20 protein-coding genes and 1 tRNA gene are annotated in these 18,451 nt (G+C 66.6%); 13 read left to right on the forward strand and 8 right to left on the reverse strand.

Annotated elements, in window-relative coordinates; all coding sequences use genetic code 11:
- Positions 1–77: 77 nt before the first annotated feature.
- A complete protein-coding gene (locus tag ATO6_RS03475; RefSeq protein ID WP_254919056.1) occupies positions 78–779 on the forward strand; it encodes a TetR/AcrR family transcriptional regulator in 702 nt (233 codons plus the stop codon).
- Positions 780–832: 53 nt separating this feature from the next.
- Here the strand turns inward: ATO6_RS03475 and ATO6_RS03480 are convergent.
- From ATO6_RS03480 to ATO6_RS03495, 4 genes are all read right to left on the reverse strand, one after another.
- A tRNA-Thr gene (locus ATO6_RS03480) sits at positions 833–908 on the reverse strand.
- Between the two features lie 64 nt (positions 909–972).
- Positions 973–2,502 carry a heme biosynthesis protein HemY gene (locus ATO6_RS03485; protein ID WP_088622533.1) on the reverse strand — a complete coding sequence of 510 codons (1,530 nt, stop codon included), beginning with the start codon at positions 2,500–2,502 and terminating at the stop codon, positions 973–975.
- Between the two features lie 61 nt (positions 2,503–2,563).
- Positions 2,564–3,895, reverse strand: coding sequence for a COG4223 family protein (locus ATO6_RS03490; protein ID WP_088622534.1), 1,332 nt, complete (start codon positions 3,893–3,895; stop codon positions 2,564–2,566).
- A 69-nt stretch (positions 3,896–3,964) separates the two neighbouring features.
- On the reverse strand, positions 3,965–4,678 hold the full coding sequence (locus tag ATO6_RS03495) for a uroporphyrinogen-III synthase (RefSeq protein ID WP_088622535.1): 714 nt from the start codon (positions 4,676–4,678) through the stop codon (positions 3,965–3,967).
- 48 nt (positions 4,679–4,726) lie between these two features.
- Here ATO6_RS03495 and tsaD point away from each other — a divergent pair, with 48 nt between their 5' ends.
- Genes tsaD through ATO6_RS03520 form a run of 5 tightly spaced genes read left to right on the forward strand, consistent with a single transcriptional unit; the run spans position 4,727 to position 7,923 of the window.
- Entirely contained in the window at positions 4,727–5,818 is a 1,092-nt protein-coding gene (gene tsaD / locus ATO6_RS03500; RefSeq protein ID WP_088622536.1) for a tRNA (adenosine(37)-N6)-threonylcarbamoyltransferase complex transferase subunit TsaD, read from the forward strand.
- Positions 5,815–6,774, forward strand: coding sequence for an NAD(P)H-dependent glycerol-3-phosphate dehydrogenase (locus ATO6_RS03505; protein WP_088622537.1), 960 nt, complete (start codon positions 5,815–5,817; stop codon positions 6,772–6,774). Before tsaD ends, ATO6_RS03505 begins: the two co-directional genes overlap by 4 nt.
- Before the next feature lies 1 nt (position 6,775).
- Positions 6,776–7,048, forward strand: a complete 273-nt coding sequence (locus ATO6_RS03510) for a YciI family protein (RefSeq protein WP_088622538.1) — start codon at positions 6,776–6,778, stop codon at positions 7,046–7,048.
- A complete protein-coding gene (locus ATO6_RS03515) occupies positions 7,048–7,467 on the forward strand; it encodes an EVE domain-containing protein (protein WP_088622539.1) in 420 nt (139 codons plus the stop codon). The genes ATO6_RS03510 and ATO6_RS03515 overlap by 1 nt, the downstream gene beginning before the upstream one ends.
- A gap of 60 nt (positions 7,468–7,527) precedes the next feature.
- Positions 7,528–7,923: a DUF1761 domain-containing protein gene (locus ATO6_RS03520; protein ID WP_088622540.1), complete on the forward strand. Its 396-nt coding sequence runs from the start codon at positions 7,528–7,530 to the stop codon at positions 7,921–7,923.
- A gap of 233 nt (positions 7,924–8,156) precedes the next feature.
- Here the strand turns inward: ATO6_RS03520 and ATO6_RS03525 are convergent, their stop codons facing one another.
- Positions 8,157–8,498: a DUF2853 family protein gene (locus tag ATO6_RS03525; RefSeq protein WP_088623390.1), complete on the reverse strand. Its 342-nt coding sequence runs from the start codon at positions 8,496–8,498 to the stop codon at positions 8,157–8,159.
- A gap of 279 nt (positions 8,499–8,777) precedes the next feature.
- Complete coding sequence (gene ahcY / locus ATO6_RS03530) at positions 8,778–10,172, reverse strand: adenosylhomocysteinase (RefSeq protein WP_088622541.1); 1,395 nt, start codon at positions 10,170–10,172, stop codon at positions 8,778–8,780.
- A 257-nt stretch (positions 10,173–10,429) separates the two neighbouring features.
- On the opposite strand from ahcY, the gene ATO6_RS03535 reads away from it, so the two are divergent.
- From ATO6_RS03535 to ATO6_RS03555, 5 genes are all read left to right on the forward strand, one after another.
- A complete protein-coding gene (locus ATO6_RS03535) occupies positions 10,430–11,065 on the forward strand; it encodes an FkbM family methyltransferase (RefSeq protein WP_176440813.1) in 636 nt (211 codons plus the stop codon).
- 25 nt (positions 11,066–11,090) lie between these two features.
- Positions 11,091–11,741, forward strand: coding sequence for a hypothetical protein (locus ATO6_RS03540; protein ID WP_141101926.1), 651 nt, complete (start codon positions 11,091–11,093; stop codon positions 11,739–11,741).
- A gap of 67 nt (positions 11,742–11,808) precedes the next feature.
- Entirely contained in the window at positions 11,809–12,402 is a 594-nt protein-coding gene (locus tag ATO6_RS03545; protein WP_088622544.1) for an HD domain-containing protein, read from the forward strand.
- A 2-nt stretch (positions 12,403–12,404) separates the two neighbouring features.
- Positions 12,405–12,884 (forward strand): GNAT family N-acetyltransferase, encoded by a 480-nt coding sequence (locus tag ATO6_RS03550; protein ID WP_088622545.1) that lies wholly within the window; start codon positions 12,405–12,407, stop codon positions 12,882–12,884.
- Positions 12,885–13,119: 235 nt separating this feature from the next.
- Positions 13,120–14,010, forward strand: coding sequence for a LysR substrate-binding domain-containing protein (locus tag ATO6_RS03555; RefSeq protein WP_088622546.1), 891 nt, complete (start codon positions 13,120–13,122; stop codon positions 14,008–14,010).
- Here the strand turns inward: ATO6_RS03555 and ATO6_RS03560 are convergent.
- Together ATO6_RS03560 and ATO6_RS03565 are read right to left on the reverse strand one after the other, a co-directional pair.
- Positions 14,007–14,558: an ActR/PrrA/RegA family redox response regulator transcription factor gene (locus tag ATO6_RS03560; protein ID WP_088622547.1), complete on the reverse strand. Its 552-nt coding sequence runs from the start codon at positions 14,556–14,558 to the stop codon at positions 14,007–14,009. The genes ATO6_RS03555 and ATO6_RS03560 overlap by 4 nt on opposite strands.
- 85 nt (positions 14,559–14,643) lie before the next feature.
- Complete coding sequence (locus ATO6_RS03565) at positions 14,644–15,267, reverse strand: SCO family protein (RefSeq protein ID WP_088622548.1); 624 nt, start codon at positions 15,265–15,267, stop codon at positions 14,644–14,646.
- A 102-nt stretch (positions 15,268–15,369) separates the two neighbouring features.
- On the opposite strand from ATO6_RS03565, the gene regB reads away from it, so the two are divergent.
- Both regB and ATO6_RS03575 read left to right on the forward strand, forming a co-directional pair.
- Positions 15,370–16,767, forward strand: coding sequence for a sensor histidine kinase RegB (gene regB / locus ATO6_RS03570; protein ID WP_088622549.1), 1,398 nt, complete (start codon positions 15,370–15,372; stop codon positions 16,765–16,767).
- Between the two features lie 80 nt (positions 16,768–16,847).
- On the forward strand, positions 16,848–18,407 hold the full coding sequence (locus tag ATO6_RS03575; protein WP_176440814.1) for a PAS-domain containing protein: 1,560 nt from the start codon (positions 16,848–16,850) through the stop codon (positions 18,405–18,407).
- The last annotated feature ends 44 nt before the right edge of the window (positions 18,408–18,451 follow it).

Genomic DNA, 18,451 nt, shown 5'->3' on the forward strand with positions numbered 1-18,451 from the left:
TCTTAATTCGCAGTGGGACCGTTCCGCAAGCCGATTCCGCGAACACCGGATGTGCAAATGTGTCAGGGGGGCGCGAAGTGACCAATAATTCGCAGGACGACAACACGCCTGCACGCAAGACGACCCGACGGGCAATGGGTCGCCCGGTGGTGATGACGCCAGAGGCGCGGCGCGAGAAGATCCTCTCGGCCCTCGACCTGTTGTTCCGCGAGGTCGGCCTGGCGGGAATGACGATGACCGCCATCGCCCGGCGGGCGGGCATGTCGAAGCAGACGCTCTACGACATCTTTCGCGATCGCGATACGCTGTTCGAAGCCTATCTCGAATGGCGGATGTCCGAACTCGATACTCCGGTCGGGCCGGCAGATGACGGCGCGGATTTCGAGACCCGCCTGCGTCATCTGTTCCGCTTCGACGAACCCGCCGAGGCCTGGGACCTGCCGATCGCCCTGCTCCGCCTCGCCATCGCCGAGGCCCCCCATCACCCTCGCCTCGCCCGCCGGTGCCTGGACGAAGGGCCGCGGACCAAGCAGGCCCGCCTCAGGCATGAGCTGGACCTGGCCGTGGCGCGTAACGAACTGGCCATTGGCGACACCGAAAAGGCAGCCGCGCTGCTGATGGACATGGTGCATCTGCCGATCATCGAGGTGCTTGGCAGCCCCCAGTCCCGCCCCTCAGCCGAAGCCTGGCGCGAACGCTTCGACTACGGCCTGCACGCATTTCTGCACGCCGCCAAGGCCGGGGCGTTCCGTGCGGAGTCGGCCTGCGCGACGCAGTGATCCGTTGCGGGCTATGTCGGAGGGAGTGGCACTTTCCGTTTCCGGAAAGTGTGTGGTGCCGCTGAAGGGACTCGAACCCCCGACCCCATCATTACGAATGACGTGCTCTACCAGCTGAGCTACAGCGGCCCGCGTCGCCCCGGAGGGGCGATGCGTGGGGCGCTATAGCATCGCCCGGACCGCTCGAAAAGGGCTATTTTCGCTCGGCTTCCGGCCGGTCCGCACCTGTGGCCGAAGCCCCGTCGGGGGGCAGGATCTCGGCGTCCGGGACCTCTTCCGCCGCTTCGGGCAGGGTCGGCGCCGGGGCGGGTGCCGGCGGGGTTTCGGCGACGGGGGCGGGTTCGTCCAGCTTGCCGACCAGCATCGGCAGCATCGCGCTGGACACGAGGCCGGACAGTTCACTGGCCGGGGTGTCGCGCCAGCTGAGCGTGTCGAAGGCCCCGCAGTTGTCGCAGACCGGGCCCCATTCGCCCTGCACGTGGTGGCAGTTGTCGCAGGTCCACTGCGGCCCGCGCGGGGCCGTAACGGCGCGGGTCAGCCAGCCGCGGACCACGGCGTCGGGCTTGCCCTCGCCCCGCTCGATCGCGGCCATCATCGTCAGCGACCGCGCGTCGGGCGAGGTCACGGCCAGATCGCCGAGCGCGCGGCGCGCCTCGGGGAAGTCCTCGGCCGCGATGTTGAGTTCGGCCAGCAGCAGCCGGGTCTCGCGGTGATCGGGCTGCGACTTGGTCAGCGTCTTGAACCGCTTCAGCCGCGCCTTGGGATCCTCGTTCGGCTCGATCGCCCCGAAGGCCGAGGCGAGGTCGGGATGCGGCGAGACCTCCCATGCCTTCTTCAGCACGCGGGTCGCGTATTTCGGCTTGCCTTGCTCGACGTAGGACCGGGCCGCCATGACGGCGGCGGGGATCAGGTCCGGCGAAAGGCGGTTGGCCTCGATCGCCGCTTCGCGCGCCTCGATCGTCTGGCCCTCGTCCAGCACGCCCTTGGCCTCGCTCAACGCCAGCACGGCGTCGCGGCGCTTGTGCACGTCGCGCGGCAGGGTGCCGTGACGCAGCTTGGCGTTCAGCGTGGCGCGGGCGCCCTTCCAGTCGGCTTTCTGCGCCTGAAGCTGCAGCAGCGTGTCCTGCACCTCGCGATGCGCGGGCTTGATGGCAAAGGCCTTCTCGGCCAGCTTCAGCGCGGTTTCGGTGTCACCGTCGGCCAGCTTCTGCTTCATGATTCCGCGCACGCCGACGAAACGGGTCCGGTCGTCGGTCAGCAGCGCCTTGTAGGCTTCCTCGGCCCGGCGGCGGTCGCCGGTCATCTCGGCCGCCTGCGCGGTGATGAGGTTGGTCAGTTCCGGGCTGTCCAGTAGTTTCTGCGCCTTCTGCGCCTTGGCCATCGCCAGCCGCGCCTCGCCCGAGGCCAGCGCGATCATGCCCTCGCGCAGCGCCTGGAAGCCCTTGCGCTCGCGGTTGCGGTCGAAATACCGCGACAGCGAGGTCTCGTCGCCGTTGATGAACTTGAGCACCGCGATCAGCAGGCCGAAGAGCTTGAGGAACAGCCAGACCCCGAGGACCAGCAGGACCATCGCGATCACGGATTTCAGCGGGGTGAGGTTGAACTCCATCCCGCCGAAGGCGATGCGCACACCGCCGTCCATGTCCAGCAGATAGCTCGCCCCAAGCGTGGCCGCGGCCACCAGAACGACGAAGAGAATGATCTTAACAAGCGACCAGAGCATGTGGCGGTCTTCCTAATCTCTATTCGGCGCGCCGGGCCGCAGGGGTCCGGCGCGGTTCGTGTCAGCCCGCGTTCAGCGCGGCGGAAAGGTCTTCGGCGGCCTTGACGGCCTCGTGGCGGGTCGTGGCGGTGTCGATCCAGTCCGACATCTCGGCCTTTGCCCCGTCGGACAGGGAATCGAGTTCGGCCAGCGCGTCGCCCAGACGACCGGATTTCAGTGCGGCCTCGGCGCGGGACAGGATCGCGTCGGCATCCCCGCCTTCGCGCGGTTCAAGCGACCGCGCGCCCAACTGGTCGCGCAGGAAGTCGAAGAAATTGCCGCCGCCATTGCCCTCGGCCCGCGCGGTGGCGAGCGCCAGACGCGCAGCTTCGGGGAAACCGTCGCGCAGCTGCGACATGGATGCGACGCCGCTTTCCGCATTACGGGCCAGCGCCTCGGGCACGTCCTGCCCGGCCTCACGCAGGTCGTTCAGAGCGCCGGAATAGGGCGAGCCGTTGTCGAGCGCGGAGAGGATGCGGGTCAGCGCGGCGCGGCGCAGGGTGGCCTCGGCCGTGGCGCTTGCATCGTCTTCCATCTGGCGGGCCTGGTCGATCAGCGCCTCGACCTCGCGCCGTTGGTCCGCCATCGCCTGTTTCAGACGCTCCAGCTCCTGTTCGTAGGCGCGGATCGCGTCCGGCGAAACGCTCTCGGTGATCGGGCGCTTCTCGATCTCGGTGATGCGGTCCATCAGGCCGGACTGGCTGTTCGCGACCTCGTCGATGCGTGTGCCAAGGGTATCGACCCGGCTGGCCACGTCGTCGACACGGGCCGTCACCGGGGCAAGGTCGGGGCCGGCGGCGACCGCGTCGCTCAGTTCGGCGATCTGGGTGCCCTGCTGGGTCAGCTTGGCATTCACCGCGTCGATCTGGTCGGAGTTGTCCTGCTGGCCCTGCCAGTAAAAGCCGGCGGCCATGATGACCGCGGCGGCAATCAGGCCGCCGAAAAAGCCGGGCAGGAAGCCGCCGCCGGATTTCGCGGGCGGCGGGGGCGGGGGAGCAGCGTCGGATGTCACCGGTTTTTCCCGCGGCTCCGGGTCGGCCTCGGTCGTGTGTCCGGGCGCCACGACCTCGGCGTCCTCGAAATCCGCCGGTTTGTCCTCCGCCTGATCGGCCGTGTCTGGCTCGGTACCGGGTTCGGGCGTCACGACCTCATCTTCCGCCTCGGCGGCGGCAAGGGTGTCGCTGTCTTCCGCTCCGGCGACGGTATCGGTGCCCTCGACGACGATGGTTTCGTCCGCAGGTTCGTCCGGGCCGGTGCCCAGGGTGTCATCGGCGTCGGTCAGCGTTTCCGCATCCGTCGCGGAGGACTCGACCTGATCCTTCTCGGGTTCGGAGGATTTTTTCTTGTCCGCCACGTCTCGACCCCTTCGATTCTGTTTCGCTGCTCGGCAGCATTCCGACCTTACTTTGCGTCCCGCGCGCTCTCAACCCGCAGCCCTGCGCCATTGCGCCTCTGTCGCAGCCAGCATCGCGTCAGCATCCGGTTGCGTGGAAATCGTGCAGTTCCGGGGCGATAGCGGGGCCACGGCAGCGGCCACAGCAGCGCTCAATGCAACGATATAGACGGGGGCGGCCGGTGTTTCACCCCGTGCCAGCATCTTTCCGGTGCGCGGAGAGAATACCGGCAGGATCACCGGGGCCGCGCCTGACAGCAGCGCGCGGGCCTCTTCGGTCAGCGGCAGGGCGTCCTGCGCATAGGCTTCGAACCCGGTCACCGCGATCCCGAGCGGGGCAAGCTCGGCGGCCAGATCGACCCGCATATGTGCTCCGTGAACATGCAGCCAGCATCCCGTGGGCCGGTCACCCGCGATCTGCCGCGCCAACGCGGCCCCGTCGCCTTCGCCAACCATGGCGCTCATCCCGGCGGCCCGCGCGGCCGCCGCGGTCGCCTCGCCCACGCAGTAGCAGGGTAGAGCGGGACCGTTCATCGCCTGCCACGCCCGGACGCCGTTGCGCGAGGTGAAGATGAGGCCCGCAAGCCCCGTGGTGTCGGGCAGCGCCGTGGCAAGGCGGATCGACAGAAGCGGAGAGATGACGATGCGCACATCCGGCCCCAGCCGGTCCCTGAGCGCCGATGCGAAGGCCTCCGAATCCTCGGCGGGCCGGGTCAGCAGGATGACGGGCGCAGTTGTTTGCATGACGCATGGGTGTTACCTGCCGCTCATCACGGATGCAACGGACGGCAGATGACTGAGGCGCGTGTCATACTTGGGCTGGAAAGCAGCTGCGACGACACCGCCGCCGCCGTGGTCACGGGCGTGCCCGGCGACGCGCGGATACTGTCGTCCGTCGTCGCGGGTCAGACCGACCTGCACGCGGCATTCGGCGGCGTGGTGCCCGAGATCGCCGCGCGGGCCCATGCAGAAAAGCTCGACACCTGCGTCGCGGCAGCACTGGACGAGGCGGGGCTGCGGCTGTCCGACGTCGACGCGGTCGCCGTCACCGCAGGGCCGGGGCTGATCGGTGGTGTGCTGTCCGGCGTCATGTGCGCCAAGGGGCTGGCCGCGGGGGCGGGCCTGCCGCTGATCGGGGTGAACCACCTTGCCGGCCATGCGCTGACGCCGCGCCTGACGGACGGGGCCGCGTTTCCGTTCCTGATGCTGCTGGTGTCGGGCGGTCACTGCCAGTTCCTGATCGTGCGCGGGCCCGAGGACTACGCCCGGCTCGGCGGCACCATCGACGACGCGCCGGGCGAGGCGTTCGACAAGACCGCCCGCCTGCTCGCACTGCCGCAGCCCGGCGGCCCCGCGGTCGAGGCCGAGGCGGAACATGGCGATCCTGCCCGGTTCGCCTTTCCCCGTCCGCTTCTCGACCGTCCCGGCTGCGACATGAGCTTTTCCGGCCTCAAGACCGCCCTCCTCCGCACCCGCGACGGCCTTATGGACGGCAATCGCCTGCGCCGCCGTGACCGGGCGGACATGTGCGCCGGGTTCCAGCGGGCGGTGGCCGAGGTGCTGGCGGAAAAGACGCGCCGTGCGCTGGCGATCTACATGCACGACGCACCCGACGTGCCGCTGCTGGCGGTGGCCGGCGGCGTGGCCGCGAACAAGGCGATCCGCGCGGCGCTTGAAGAGGTCGCGCACGAGGCCGGTGCGAACTTCCTCGCCCCGCCGCTCAGGCTCTGCACCGACAATGCCGCGATGATCGCTTACGCCGGGCTGGAACGTCTGGCGCTTGGCCACGTTGACGGGATGGAGCTGATGGCGCGGCCCCGCTGGCCTCTCGACCGGTCACAGCCCGCGCTGCTCGGCGGCGGCAAGAAAGGGGCCAAGGCATGATCGCAGTGATGGGGGCCGGCGCGTTCGGCACGGCGCTGGCGGTGTCCATCGCGCGGGGCGGCGAGGCGGTGACGCTCTGGGCCCGTGATGCGGATGCCGTGGCGCGGATGCAGGCGGATCGCAGCACACCGCGCCTGCCGGGTGTCGAGTTGCCCGAAACGATCACGGCAACCGCCGAAACAGGGTCTATTCCGGTCGAAGTGCCCATCCTTCTGGCCGTTCCCATGCAGAAACTGCGCGAGGTCGCGACAGCCCATGCTGCGATGCTGGCCGGTCACCCGCTGGTCGCCTGCTGCAAGGGGATCGAACTGGCCACCGGCCTCGGCCCCAGCCAGGTGCTGGCCGAGGTTCTGCCCGACGCGACGGTCGCATTGCTGACCGGCCCAAGCTTTGCCGCCGACATCGCGCGGGGTCTGCCAACCGCCCTGACGCTGGCCTGCGCGGACGGCACCGTGGCCGAGCAGTTGCAAAAAGCAATCGCCACCCCGAACCTGCGCCTCTACCGCACCGACGATGTCACGGGCGCCGAAACCGGCGGCGCGATGAAGAACGTCATCGCCATCGCCTGCGGCGCAGCCATCGGCGCCGGGTTCGGTGAAAGCGCCCGCGCCGCCGTCATGACGCGCGGCTATGCCGAGATGGTGCGCCTTGCCACCCGGCGCGGCGCGCGGGCCGAGACACTGGCGGGCCTGTCCGGGCTCGGCGATCTGGCGCTGACCTGCACGTCCACCCAGTCGCGCAACTATGCCTTCGGCCTGTCGCTGGGCCGGGGCGAGACGTTCGACGCCTCGATCACCGTCGAGGGTGCCGCGACCGCCCGCGCTGTCCGGGACGAGGCCGCGCGGCAGGGGATCGAAATGCCGATCACCGAGGTCGTGACGCGCCTGATCGATGGTGCGCTGGACATGGAGACCGCTCTGGGGCTTCTGTTGTCCCGACCGCTCAAGGAGGAATGACATGCTGATCGCCCTTATCGCCCGTGACAAGCCCGGCGCGCTGCAGACCCGGATGGACAACCGCGCCGACCACCTCGCCTATATCGAGTCGACCGGCGTCGTCGCACAGGCCGGCCCGCTGCTGGACGATGCCGGCGCGATGTGTGGGTCGCTGGTGATCCTCGATGTCGAGGACATGGCCGCGGCACAGGCATGGGCCGATGGCGATCCCTACGCCAAGGCCGGGCTCTTCTCGGGCGTCGAACTGATCGCGTGGAAGAAGGTCATCGGCTGATGCGCTACTGGCTGTTCAAGTCCGAACCCGACACCTGGAGCTGGCAGGACCAGCAGAAGAAGGGCGACGCGGGCGAGGAATGGAACGGGGTCCGCAACTACCAGGCCCGGAACTTCATGCGCGAGATGAAGACGGGCGATCTGGGGTTCTTCTACCACTCCCAGACCGACAAGGCGGTCGTCGGCATCGTCGAGGTCTGCGCCGAAAGCCATCCCGACAGCACCACCGACGATCCCCGCTGGGACTGCGTGGACATCAGGGCGGTGCGCCCGTTCGAAAAACCCGTGACGCTGGCCGACTGCAAGGCCGATCCCCGGCTGGCCGATATGGTGCTGGTCAACAACACGCGTCTCTCCGTCCAGCCGGTGACCGAGGAGGAATGGCGCGCGGTCTGCGATCTGGGCGGGACAAAACCCTAGCCCGACTCCCGGACCTGCGGCATCCTGTCCCCGCGAAACGGAACGGAAGGGTCTGTTCAGATGGGACTGATTGCAGTGCTCGTGGCCGCGGCCGCGGGGTTCGGGATGGGGGCGGTCTGGTACATGACCCTGTCCAAGCCATGGATCGAGGCGGTCGGGATACCGGTCGACGAGAATGGCAGGCCGAAGGGCAGCGGGTCGCCGTTGCCCTTTGTCATTTCGGGGATCGCGATGATCCTCGTGGCCGGCATGATGCGGCACATGTTCGCCATGTCGGGGATCGAAGGGGCCGGCAAGGGCCTGTTGGCCGGGCTGGGGGTCGGGGCGTTCTTCATCACCCCGTGGGTCGCGATGAACTATGCCTATGCGGATCGCAAACCCAAGCTGACCCTGCTGGACGGTGGCTATTCGATCCTGGGGCCGGGGGTTATCGGTCTGGTGCTCGGCCTGTTCTGACGCGCAAACAGACGGATCACAGATTAAAAGGCGGAGGATCCGGCGGATACCGGAACCCTCCGCCACCCCACGTGCTCCCTACGCACCACACGTGAAACTGAACAGGTTCCAGCCATCCTGGCCGGTCGCCCCTGCATACCCCGAATCCGACCCGCGCTTCAAAGCGAAAGTCCCTAGAATTGGATGCAATGGATGGGGAAGGCGCGGCGCCATTAGGCACCGCGCAGGCAGGATCAGCCGTAGACGGCCTCTTTCTTGAAATGCTTGGTCAGCATGTAATAGATCACCGCGCGATACTTGTTCCGCTCGGACTTGCCGTAGGTCTCGATGACCGAATTGATCGCTTCCATCAGTTCGGGCCCGTCCTTGAGACCGAGCTTCTTCATCAGGAAGTTGGTCTTGACCGTTTCCAGCTCACCCGGCTGGGACCCGGCCACCGTGCTGGCATCGGCGTCGTAGATCGACGGCCCGCAGCCGATGGTCACCTTGGTCAGCAGGTCCATATCCGGCGTCATGCCGCATTTGGATTTCAGATCGTCCGCGTATTTCGCGATCAGGTCGTCGCGTTTTCCCATCATGTCACTCCGATTTTCGGGACCACCCCGCGGTCCCTGTCCCCTTTTTGAGTGTGGGCACGTTAGCCCCTGACCCATGTGAGACAAAGGGAAAAACGAAACGCTGTTCGGGCCGGCAGAAAGACGTCCCCGCCTGCCGTTACGTAAATGCGTTCCCACGCGTCGGTTGCAGGGCCCGATTTCCCGCACATGGGAGGAGGACGAGAAAAGCAAACGCCGCCAGGGGAGTTACCCTGGCGGCGTAGTACTGTTGCCGGTCTTTCAGCGATGGCGCCGGGATCAGTAGCGGTAATGCTCCGCCTTGAACGGGCCCTCGGGCTTGACGCCGATATAGTCCGCTTGATCGTCACGCAGCTTGGTCAGCTTGACCCCGATCCGGTCGAGGTGCAGGCGCGCGACCTTCTCGTCCAGATGCTTGGGCAGGATGTAGACCTTGTTTTCGTACTGGTCGCCCTTGGTCCACAGCTCGATCTGCGCCAGCACCTGGTTGGTGAAGGAGGCGGACATCACGAAGGACGGGTGACCGGTCGCGTTGCCGAGGTTCAGAAGGCGGCCTTCGGACAGCAGGATGATCTTGTTGCCCGAGGGCATCTCGATCATGTCGACCTGGTCCTTGATGTTGGTCCACTTGTGGTTCTTCAGGTTGGCGACCTGAATCTCATTGTCGAAGTGGCCGATGTTGCCGACGATGGCCATGTTCTTCATCTCGCGCATGTGCTCGATGCGGATCACGTCCTTGTTGCCGGTGGTGGTGATGAAGATGTCGGCACTGTCGACGACGTCTTCCAGCACGACGACCTCGAACCCGTCCATCGCGGCCTGAAGTGCGCAGATCGGATCGACCTCGGTCACCTTCACGCGTGCGCCGGCACCGGCCAGCGACGCGGCCGAACCCTTGCCCACGTCACCGTAGCCGCAGACCACGGCGACCTTGCCGGCCATCATCACGTCGGTCGCGCGACGGATGCCGTCGACCAGCGATTCCTTGCAGCCGTACTTGTTGTCGAACTTGGACTTGGTGACGCTGTCGTTCACGTTGATAGCGGGGAACGGCAGGTGACCCTTCTCCATCATCTTGTAGAGGCGGTGCACACCGGTCGTCGTTTCCTCGGAAACACCCTGGATGGCGTGGCGCTGCTTGACGAACCAGCCCGGCGATTCCTTCAGCCGCTTCTTGATCTGCGCGAAGAGGAAGGTCTCCTCCTCGGAGGTCGGCGTTTCGATCAGGTCGGTTTCGCCTTCCTCGACCCGCGCGCCCATCAGGATGTAGAGCGTCGCATCCCCGCCGTCGTCGAGGATCATGTTGCAGGTGCCGTCCGCGAACTGGAAGATCTTGTCGGTGTAGGCCCAGTAGTCCTCGAGCGTTTCGCCCTTGACCGCAAAGACCGGCACGCCCGCCTCGGCGATGGCGGCTGCGGCGTGGTCCTGGGTCGAGAAGATGTTGCACGACGCCCAGCGGACCTCGGCGCCCAGCGCCACGAGCGTTTCGATCAGTACGGCGGTCTGGATGGTCATGTGCAGCGACCCGGCGATCCGCGCGCCCTTCAAGGGCTGGCTGGCGCCGTATTCCTCGCGCAGGGCCATCAGCCCCGGCATCTCGGTCTCCGCAATGTCCAGTTCCTTGCGTCCGTAGCCGGCCAGCGAGATGTCCTTGACGATGTAGTCCTTGGGCATGTGTCTTCTCCAACTCAGTTCGGGTTGCGCCTAGCATTCACGGTTCCCTGCCGCAACGCATACGGCTATCGTAATACGAAAGACCGGTGACACTGGCACTGATCGAGGGGCAAATCAGCGGAATGGCACAAAATTCCGTCGCGTCCGAAGACAATGAGCTCGGGGTCATACCGACCCGTGCAGCTCTGCGCGCCCCGGATTTCCCACATGAGATCGCCGCAAACGAATACGGATTCTACTGCATACCCACCGCGTACATGGACCGCGAAGTGCCGAAGGTGCTGCGGTCAGGCGGCGTTTACGAGCCTGCCACGCTCAAGCTGATCCGGCGCAAGCTGGCCGGTGGCGACGTGATCGCGGGCGGGGGCTTTGTCGGCGATTTCTTTCCCGCGATCAGCGAGGCGCTGGCGCCCGGCAGGCTGCTGCATTCGTTCGAGCCGAACCCGGTCAGCCATGCGTCGGCCCTGCTGACCATCGGACTGAACGGGCTGACCAACATCTGCCTGCACAGGGTTGCGGTCGGCGAAGCCTCGGGCCGGATGCATCTGCAGGTGGCGACCGGTCACGACAAGCCGATGGCGGCCCGCGCCCGCATCGTCGATGCGGCGCGAGAAGATCAGACCATCGAGGTGGCGATGCGGCGGCTGGACGATCTGGTGCCGCCGGGCCGCAGGGTGACGGTGCTGCAGCTTGATATCGAAGGGCACGAATGGCCGGCCATCCTCGGCGCAAGCCGTATCATTCGGGAAAACCGCCCGATGATCCTGCTGGAGGCGAACAGGCCGCGGCGTCAGCGTCAGTATCAGCGCGACCTGAAGCAGAAGTTTCCCGAGCTGGGTTACAGGATGGTGGGCGCGCTGGAACGGAACGGGATTTTTCTGCCGATTGGTTAAGGTGGTAATCGGTTAGGGGGGTAGGATGAAGACTGCGCAACAAGACATGCCGAGCGAGCCGGGGGCGTCGGACGTGCTGCCTGGATCGCCGGTCCCCACGGGGCGGGGGCTCGATCCACGGGTCGCGGCCTTTCTGATACGCAACGTGGGCAAGGGCGACATCCTGCACGCGGGCGCGTTTTCTCTGGATGCGATCGAACCGATCTCTGCCGCGCTGGCCAAGGATGCGGAATTGTGGATCGCGCAGGGCGATCCGACGGTGCACTCTTTGTGCGGTCAGGCAGTGACGGAAGGCCAGATCTGGAATGTCAGCCTGCGTTTTGCCGTCGCATGGTCCGACAACGGGCGCCTCTATCCGCCGGTCGACGGCGCTTCCGAGGGCGCGGGCTATGTCATGACCTCGACCGACGGGCCAGACACGATCACTGCGCTGCGCCTCGACGACGCGCGGCCACTGGATCGTCTGGTTTCCGTCCTGTCCGTCGACATGCCAGGTCAGGAGGCCGAGGCGATGCGCGGCGCGCGGCGCACGATCCTCACGCATCGGCCCATCCTCGTCCTGTCCAGCCCCGGACGGCAGCGCTGGTATCTGCGCCACCTCGAACCGCTCGGCTATCGGCTCAGCGGCCGGCTGAGTGACCGGCTGGTTCTGTCCACCGGGCCCGTCGTGCTCTGACCCCCGCTCTGCGATCCGGGTGACAGTGGCGCGCGGTCGCGCTATCCCCGGCGCAGAGAGGTGAGGCATGGCGAAACAACCCCGCGCGTGGCAACGGATGCTGTCCGGCCGCAGGCTCGACCTGCTGGACCCGACCCCCGTGGATATCGAGATCGAGGACATTGCCCACGGGCTGGCCTTTGTCGCCCGGTGGAACGGCCAGACCAAGGGCGACTTCGCCTATTCGGTGGCCGAGCATTCCCTGCTGGTCGAGGAGATTTTTGGCCGCATGGACCCCAGGGCGCCGGTGAAATGGCGGCTGGCTGCCCTGTTGCACGACGCGCCGGAATACGTGATCGGCGACATGATTTCCCCGGTCAAGGCGGCCGTCGGACCGGGCTATGGTACGCTGGACGAAAAGCTGACCGCGGCGATCCACCTGCGGTTCGGCCTGCCCGCCGCATTGCCCAAGCCGGTCAAGACCCGGATCAAGAAGGCCGACCGGATCAGCGCATGGATGGAGGCGATCCAGATCGCCGGTTTCGCCGAGGATGAGGCGACGCGGTTCTTCGGACGCCCTGACCCCGCGTTGATCGAGGGGCTCGCCATCCGCCTGCGCCCGCCGGTCGCCGTCCGGGACGATTACACGGCGCGACACGACGAACTGCTGAGGGTGTTGTGACCATGCACATCCGCCGCGCCGGACCGCTCGACGCCGCGCAAATGGCCGAGCTGCTGAACGAGATCATCGCGGCAGGCGGCACCACGGCGATCACCGGCACCGTCACCCGGCAGGACCTGCTGGACTGGATGGCGCGGGACCCGCGTTCGGTCTGGCACATCGCCGAGGATGCGGGCGGCGACCTGCTGGGGTTCCAGTGGGTCGACCAGTGGGACCCGGACGAAACGCGCCTCTGCCATATCGCCACCTTCGCCCGCAGGGGCCGCACCCAGCTTGGCATCGGATCACGGCTATTCGCGGCGACCGTCGAGGCGGCGCGTGCGGCGGGCTTTCGCGAAATCGAGGCCGAGAGCCGCGCCGACAACAGCGGCGGGCTGGCCTATTACCAGTCGCGCGGGTTCGAGGACGTGGCCCGGCGCAACGGTGTCACGCTGGACGACGGGACCATCGTGGACAAGGTCATCAAGCGATATGCGCTCTGAGCGGTCGCGGCGGTTGGGTGGTTCCGAACAGCCTCGAGAACAGTGATGGCTTGGTCACGACGGCCTCGGGCTTCGGGTGCAGTACGGGGTCGGGCCGCATCGCCCGCAGCATTTCATCTGGTAGCCTGATCATAGGATTGCCTCTGACGGTATCGTCTGGTTTCCTCTCAGATACGCCTTTCCCTGTGCATATCCGAGTCAGCAATTCTGGCCCTGTTTAAAGCTGAGCTATCATATGTCCGACATCGACTGGCGCGACCTGCCTTCGCTCTCCTCGCTACGCGCGTTCGAGGCGACGGCGCGGCTGGACGGATTCAGCGCCGCCGCGCGGGCGTTGAACGTGACCCCCGCCGCCGTGGCGCAGCAGGTGCGCGGACTGGAAGCCGAGCTGGGCGTCACGCTGGTGCGGCGGCAGGGACGCGGGCTCGTGCTGACGCCGGAGGGCGCGGGGCTGGTCGCCGCGCTGACCGACGGGTTCGGGACCATCGCCGAAGCCGTCACCCGCGTCCGTCAGGACGAGGCGCAACGCAGCGTCCGCGTGTCGACCACGCAGGGCTTTGCGCAATGGGTGATGATGCCCGGTCTCGCACGGTTCTGGGAGGCGCATCCAGACATACGGGTGTCGATGGACATCACGTCGAAGCTGGCCGATCTGGGCGACGGCAGGATCGACATCGCCATCCGCTCCGGTCCCGCCGATTTCTCATGGCCGGGCACCGAAGCCGAACTGCTGATGCGCAGCCGTTACATCCTGATCGGCGCGCCGGACCTTGCCGCGCGGGTGCGAACGACGGCCGATCTGCAGCACATGCCGTGGATTTTCGACCCCCGGAACGGGTCGGAACCGCGCTGGCTCGCCCAGCTGGGGCTGGATCCCAAGACACTGCGCGTTACAGAAATCGCCAGCCCCGTGCTGGAAGTCGCGTCGGCCGTCCAAGGCTATGGCCTGATGTTCGGGGTCGAAAGCATCGTCAGAACGGAGCTGGAGGCCGGGCGTCTGGTGGAAATCCCCTGCGATATCCTGCCCGAGGCCGCCTATTTCATCGTCACCGCCCCCGGCCCCCGCCGTCAGCGGGTGCAGGTCTTCATCGACTGGCTGAAGGACAGCTTCGGAACCGGCGATTAGCGGGGCGAGCGCTTGGCGAGGATACGCTGCAGGGTGCGGCGGTGCATGTTCAGGCGGCGGGCCGTCTCGCTGACATTGCGGTCGCACAGCTCATAGACGCGCTGGATATGTTCCCAGCGGACGCGGTCCGCGCTCATCGGGTTTTCCGGCGGCGGCGGCAGGGCCTCACCCTTGGCCAGCAGCGCGTTGGTGATGTCGGTGGCGTCGGCAGGCTTGGACAGATAGTCGGTCGCCCCGATCTTGACCGCAGCGACAGCCGTGGCGATGGCCCCGTAACCGGTCAGCACCACGATCCGCGCATCTGGCCGCTTTTCCCGGATCGCCTCGACCACATCGAGCCCGTTGCCGTCCTCCAGCCGCAGGTCGCAGACCGCGTAGGCAGGCGGGCGGACATTCGCGATGGCCTTGCCACCGGCAACGCTGTCGGCGGTCTCGACCTCGAACCCGCGTTTTTCCATCGCCTTGGCCAGACGGCGCAGAAAGGGTTCGTCATCATCGACAAGCAGCAACGTCCGGTCGTCGCCGAGTTCAGCCATGTCCTGCATCATGCGCCCCTTTTCCCCGATACGCTGCACCCCCACGGTCGGACGTTTTTACATGCCGCGCAATGCTGCGTCAAACTTTCGCAGGTCACTATCGCGCGTCCAGAAAACATTGAACGCGATCAGCCATGTCCTCGGCGGTGGTTTCGCGGCGGAAGAACTCAAGGAAACCGTCCTCGGGGGTGGTGAGATAGGTGAAGGTCGAGTGATCCATCAGGTAATAGTCGGGATCGCCCCCGGCGGCCTTGGCGCCGAAGGCGCGGTAGGCCGACTTGGCCTCGTTGACCTGATCCTCGGTCCCCGTCAGGCCGACCATACGCGGGTGAAGGTAGTCGGTGAAATCCTTCAGCTGCTCGGGCGTGTCGCGCGCCGGGTCGATGGTGATGAACACCGGCTTGACCATGCTCCCGCGCTCTTCGAGCAGGGTGATCGCCTGGGCATTCCGCGCGGTGTCCATCGGGCAGACGTCGGGGCAGTAGGTGTAACCGAAGTAGATCAGAGCGGGCTGATCCAGCACGTCCTTGTCCGTCACGGTCTGCCCGTCCTCGTCCACCAGCGTGAATGGTCCGCCGATCGTGGCGGCGCCACCGGCAACCGAGGAGGCACGGCACTGGGCGAACTTGTCATCACCGGAGCGACCGAGTGTGAAGACATAGATCCCGGCAAGAAACAGCGCCATCACGGTTCCCGCCAGAATGGCAATCGTTCGGGTCATGGTCACAACCTCCAGTCGCGCCGCCCCGGCGGCATTGCCTGCGGCACGGGGCACATCTAACCTCTGATCCGGGCGATGCAACGGGTCAAAGGCGCGCGGCAGATGAACGATACGGACCTCGGACTTCTCAAGGGACAGCAGCGCGGCAACTGGATCCGGCTGCGCACGACGATCCTGCTCAGATGGGGCGCGATCGCCGGTCAGCTGTCGGCGCTGTTCGTCGCCTACCAGGTGTTCGGGCTGAAACTGGAATACGGACTGTGCCTGCTGGTGGTCGGCACTTCGGTCCTGAGCAACCTCGTATGGATGCTGGCCTTCCCCGAAAGCAAGCGCCTGACTGAGGGCGAAAACCAGATGATGGTGCTGTTCGACCTCGTCCAGCTTGCATTGCTGCTCTACCTGACCGGCGGGCTGCACAATCCGTTCTCGATCCTGATCGTCGGGCCCGTGACGGTCTCCGCCGCCGCGCTGACGGCCCGGTCGACCCTGTTCACGGCCATCGCGGCGATCATCGCCGTCACGGTGCTGGCGCGGTTCCACCTGCCGCTAACCACGGCAACCGGGGACGAGCTGGAGGTGGCCGACCTCTTCGTCTTCGGCAACTGGCTGGCCATCGTGATCGCCGTCATCTTCCTCGGCGTCTACTCGCGCTGGATCGCGTCCGAGATGCACAACATGTCCGACGCCCTGCAGGCGACCCAGATGGCACTGGCGCGCGAACAGAAGCTGACCGATCTCGGCGGCGTCGTCGCCGCGGCGGCGCATGAACTGGGCACCCCGCTGGCGACGATCAAGCTGGCCTCGTCCGAGCTGTTCGAGGAACTGGAGGACCGGCCCGACCTGCGCGAGGATGCCGGCCTGATCCGGGAACAGGCCGACCGCTGCCGCGACATCCTGCGATCGATGGGACGGGCCGGCAAGGACGACCTGCAGATGCGGCAGGCCCCCCTGACCGCCGTCGTCGAAGAGGCGGCGGAACCGCATCGCGACCGGGGCAAGATCATTCATTTCGAAGAGGCGCCGATCGCAGGGCACGATGGCCCGCAACCGCTGATCCTGCGTCAGCCCGAGGTGATCCACGGGCTGCGCAACCTGGTCCAGAACGCGGTGGATTTCGCCCGCGGGAATGTCTGGGTGGAATGCCAGTGGGGCACCGACACGGTGTCGGTCCGCATCATGGACGACGGGCGGGGATATTCGCCGCAGGTCATCGGCCGGATCGGCGATCCCTTCGTGCGGCGCCGCCGGACGCCGGTCGATACACGCCAGAGGCCGGAATACGAAGGCATGGGTCTGGGGCTGTTTATCGCCAAGACGCTGCTGGAACGGTCGGGTGCCGAGCTGAGCTTTGCGAACGGGCCGGACAGATACCCCGGCGACATCGCCTTTGCCGCCCGCACCGGCGCGGTGATCGAAGTGGTCTGGCCGCGGTCCAAGATCGAGGCCCGGCCGGGTATCAACGCCCCCGCCTTCGGAAAGAACCAGCCGATCACGGCCTGACGCCAACTCGCATCACGTTTACACTTTGTTTACTCTTTTGGGTCCAGATCCCGTGAATGCTGGTTGCGGGAAAGAGCTTCATGGACCTGTTCAATTACGACATTGCCGCCCTCGGGTCGGTATGTTTCGTGGCGGCGGCTGCGGCGCTCGGAATTGCCGCTGTCCTCACACGGCCCCTAGGTCAGCCCGGATCCGCCGTTTCCGATTCCGGCGGTGCGGCACCGGGGGAACTCTCGCTGCTTGTCCGCCACGGCCAGATCACCGATGCCTCGCCCGAGGCGCGGCAGGTGATCGGCTGCCGGGACAGGGATCTTGGCGATTGGGACCGCATCCGGAGCGCGCTGGCACACCGGTTCAGCGACTGCCCTGTCACCGCACCCCGCGCGGGCACGCTGAGGATCTCCGCCGACGGCGCGGACGATCCGGGCGTGATGGAAATAACGGCCACGGATGACGCGGTCCGCCTCCGGGTGATGGAGGCGGCAATTCCCAGTGCAGGTCACTTGCACCTGATGCACAGCGCGCTGGCCCGCCTGCGCCAGTTCGAAGCCGTGTTCGAGCGGGCCCCCTTTCCGATCTGGGTCAACGAGACAGACCGTGATGCAATCCTGACGAACGCCGCCTTTCGCGCGCTCGGTCTGGAAACTGGACTCGGCCCGGCCCGGTTGCTGGACAGCGGCCTGCCCCCGCCCGGTACCGATGTCGCCAGGACAACCCGTGTCGAGGTCGCCAATCCTTCGGGGACGACGTCTGGCGCACGGTGGTTCGACGTGACCGTCACCAAGTTGGAAGGGGCGCAACTGAATTATGCGATCGACATGACACCGGTGGTGAAGGCAGAGATCGCCCAGCGCGAATTCGTGCAGACCCTGACCAAGACATTCGCCCTGCTGAACATGGGGCTGGCGATCTTTGACCAGACCCGGCGCCTGACGCTGTTCAACCCGGCGCTGATCGAACTGACCGCCATGGCGCCCGAGTTTCTGTCCGGGCGCCCGGATCTCGCGTCGTTCTTCGACGCGCTGCGCGAACGTCAGGTGATGCCGGAGCCCAAGAACTACATCGGCTGGCGTGAGGCGATCGGAGATGTCGCCGCCCGCGCCGCCGATGGCCGCTTCGAGGAAACCTGGAGCCTGCCGACCGGTCAGACCTATCGCGTAACCGGGCGACCCTATCCCAACGGGGCGATCGCCTTTCTGTTCGAGGACATCACATCGGAAATCGAGATGTCGCGGCGGTTCAACCAGCATATCCAGCTGGCCCAGTCCGTGCTGGATTCGCTGGACGAGGCGGTCGTCGTGTTTTCACGACAGGGCCGGGTTCTGACCGCAAACGACGCCTACCTGAGCCTGTGGGATATCGGGAGCGGGGGCGGGCTGACCGATGTGACGGTGCATGAGGCGACACGCCAGTGGGAGGCCGTCGCCGGACCGGACCGCACATGGGGTGAACTGCGGGACTACGCGGTGGCTCTCGGTCCGCGCTGCGAATGGACCAGCGACGTGAGGTTCCGGGACGGCCGCGTCATGGCCTGCCGTTTCACGCCGCTGGCGGACGGTGCCACGCTGGCGGGGTTCCGGCAGCTCACCGCGCCCGTCAGCCGCAGTGTGGTTTCCGACGCAACGGCAAGCGCCGGATGAACCTGCGCCCCTTGTCGGACAACGGCCGACGCGCCATCCTGAGG

Source organism: Oceanicola sp. 22II-s10i (genome assembly GCF_002210105.1).
Lineage (GTDB): Bacteria > Pseudomonadota > Alphaproteobacteria > Rhodobacterales > Rhodobacteraceae > Pseudooceanicola.